This is a genomic window from Candidatus Cloacimonadota bacterium, assembly GCA_011372345.1.
GTDB lineage: Bacteria > Cloacimonadota > Cloacimonadia > Cloacimonadales > TCS61 > DRTC01.
In genome coordinates this window covers 1-2,931 of the sequence record DRTC01000613.1, presented here as the reverse complement: position 1 = coordinate 2,931, position 2,931 = coordinate 1, and the positions used below count along the sequence as shown (strand labels likewise).

Below are 2,931 nucleotides of genomic sequence, written 5' to 3'. Positions count from 1 at the left end.
CTCTCAACAATCGAAGACGACGATGGTCATCGTCGCAATATTAATACCCGTTTGGATTGGACAACAATCTTGAAGGCGACAGCCCCAAACGAAAGAATCAAACCCCGAAGGCGACAATGCGCATTGTCGCCTTCGGTCACAATCAGGATGATTGTGTTACAACGCCAAAACCTCTCGCACTCTGCTTTCCAATTCCCAGATAATCAGGAATAAGAAAATTTACCATAAATTCACCGGTAAAGCACTGCATTTTCAAATTCTTAAAGTTTACCATTTTCGGTTTGAAAAATCCTTCCACTTTTATTTTCTCGATATTTGGAATAGTGTAATCGAATCCTTTAGAGAGAGTTTTCAGGTTTTCCCGTAAGATATGTTTCAGAAATTTCTGCTGTTCTATTTGATTCAATGTTTTGTATTTCCGATAATTTTCTTCCTTCAAAGCCATCCAAGGTGAAGCAAATTTGTAATCGATAAAATTATCGGACATCCCGAAATTTGTTTCTTTCAGAAATATTTCCTTTTCAAAAAGAGAATACCTGCGACCGTTGATAATCATTTCATCAAGTTCGAAGAAAATCTTTTTCAAAACTTCAATTCCTTTATTGAAGCCGATTAAAGCGGGATGTCTTTCAATAATCCGATATTGGACCTGCGGAAATCCGTAAGAAAATTTCCCGTCGGGAAGATGATTGTGAAGTTCCGTATGTTCAGGAAATTTATCAGAAAAATATCCCCGTAATTTGGGAATATCGGATGGTTTATGTTGCACATCGGAAAATAATACTGTTAAAATCTTTGTTTTCATAGACTTCTCCATTTGAAATTAAGCTTCGATTTCAGAATTTTCTTTCAAATTTTAAAATCGAGATTATTCTCAAAATTTACTATTAAATGTCAATTTTAATTTTCATCAAAGAAAAAAATTTACAAAAGTTTGCTGTTGAAATTATTTGTTATAAGAAAAAGATAAAAGGAAAAACATGAAACTCTCCGAAAGCTTATTCAGCAGTTTACAGAACATTTTCACGCATAAATTGCGTTCAGCTTTAACTCTTCTTGGAATTATTATCGGTGTATTTGCTGTAGTCACCATGTTTTCTTCTATTTACGGATTAAAGAATCTGATCAATGATAGAATGGAAGGAATGGGTTGGAACAATTCCATCATTATTTATCCTTCCGAAGGTTTCAGTGAAAATCAGTCTTTTCGTAGAAGAATGCGTTTCCGGTATATCAAAAGGGAAGCAAAACCTTTAACTTTGCACGATTTTGAGATGTTGGAAAAGGAAGTCGATTCAAAATATATTTACGGGATGGTCGAAGTCTATGATCGTATGCTCCGGAATGAAAAAGAGCATAATGTCAGGATGAGAGCGACAAATATTATGTTTTTCACTTCCAAGACTTATCCCTTAAAATCAGGAAGATATTTTAACAGGTTTGAAGAAATAAATGCATCTAAAGTCTGCGTGATCGGTTTTCATTTTGCGGAAGATCATTTCAAAGATGAAGATCCTATCGGTCAAATTCTGACTATTGGAGCAAATCGTTTTAAGATAATAGGTGTTTTGGATGATGATGTTCTTAACCAGGCTGGAATGAACTTCAATAACTGGGAAAGATGGCAGGATTTGAAAAGTATTTATATTCCGCTTTCAACCGGTTCTCGTTATCTTCGGGCAGGAAATGCTATTGATTACATCTATTTACAAGCTGAAAACACGGAAAAATTCAAACGAATGAAAACAGTTACCAGGCAAAACCTTCTTGCTGAACATAAAATGGCTCATGATTTTTCCTTTAATGATGTGGGAGCAATGATGTTCAAGATCACTGAAGAATTGAACGAAATGATGAAAAAATGGAATGTGACTCTTTCGGCAATTGCTTCTATTTCCCTGATCGTGGGTGGGATCGGGCTTTTCAGTACACTTCTGATCTCTATCAATGAAAGAATGACGGAAATCGGGATCAGGAAAAGTATTGGAGCGACCAATACCGATATTTTCCTGCATTTCATCCTGGAAGCAGTAATCCTGGCGTTGATCGCTGCTCTGATTGGTATCTTCGCTTCCACCTTTGTAGTGCAGATCATTTCCAAAGCTCTCAAATCAACTTTTCCCACACCGATAGAAGGTATTTTGTTAGGAATTGGCTTTTCTGTTCTGATCGGAATCTTTTCCGGTTTATATCCGGCGATCAAAGCTTCCAAGATCGATCCGATCAAAGCGATCTTTTATTTTGAGTAGATCAGAACATGGAGACAATTCATTCCATCCCCATGAGATCCATTAACTTACTTTCAAATCATCCTGAAAAGTGCACATCAAGTATTAAAATTTGATCTTTTCTCAAATTGACAATTTTTTTATAAAAATTTTCAGAGGTAAAAAGTTCGGATACATTTCTGATTAAAATTTATTTTTCAATCAATAGAAGCGAGATATGGAAGCCGGTTTTAAGTCAATTCGGGAAATATTTCCTGCTCGTTTTTCTGGTTGCCTGCGGATTGAATTTCGAAGTGCTTTCGCTGCTTTTTGGAGTGAGTAAAGCAACTATCCACAACTGGTTTTACAAATTATCTTTTTTGAAAAGATTCATTCTCGATTTCTTCTCTATTTTTCTCTGGTTTCCGATCTTACTGCCGATACCTGGAAAATCTTTTTTCAACGCTTTTTACCAGCTTTACGGAAAACCCAAATTGATTATTTCGGATGGCAGCAAGTCGCTTGCTTACGGCAGGAAAGCGGTGTTTGCTGATGTTCCGCACCAGTTGTGCAAATTTCATAAGATGAAAAATCTGAACCGCAGGATTTATCTGTATATCCAAAATCCGAAAATGCGAAAACGGATACTTTTCCTGGCAAGAGGGATTTCTGGAAATTCAACATATTTCGGGAGAAAACGAACCGCCAGAAAATTGATGGAAAT

General features: G+C 36.1%; 3 protein-coding genes. 2 read left to right on the top strand and 1 reads right to left on the bottom strand.

Features of this window, described 5'->3' with window-relative positions; all coding sequences use genetic code 11:
• Nucleotides 1-142 precede the first annotated feature (142 nt).
• Nucleotides 143-805, bottom strand: a complete 663-nt coding sequence (locus ENL20_11745) for a hypothetical protein (GenBank protein HHE39227.1) — start codon at nt 803-805, stop codon at nt 143-145.
• A 175-nt stretch (nt 806-980) separates the two neighbouring features.
• On the opposite strand from ENL20_11745, the gene ENL20_11740 reads away from it, so the two are divergent.
• Together ENL20_11740 and ENL20_11735 are read left to right on the top strand one after the other, a co-directional pair.
• On the top strand, nt 981-2,249 hold the full coding sequence (locus ENL20_11740; protein ID HHE39226.1) for an ABC transporter permease: 1,269 nt from the start codon (nt 981-983) through the stop codon (nt 2,247-2,249).
• 260 nt (nt 2,250-2,509) lie between these two features.
• Nucleotides 2,510-2,931 (top strand): hypothetical protein (locus tag ENL20_11735; protein ID HHE39225.1); only part of this gene is annotated, 422 nt, incomplete at its 3' end.

Coding starts and splice junctions, on each gene's coding strand:
- ENL20_11740 (HHE39226.1), top strand. CDS start 981: ATGAAACTCTCCGAAAGCTTATTCAGCAGTTTACAGAACATTTTCACG.
- ENL20_11745 (HHE39227.1), bottom strand. CDS start 805: ATGAAAACAAAGATTTTAACAGTATTATTTTCCGATGTGCAACATAAA.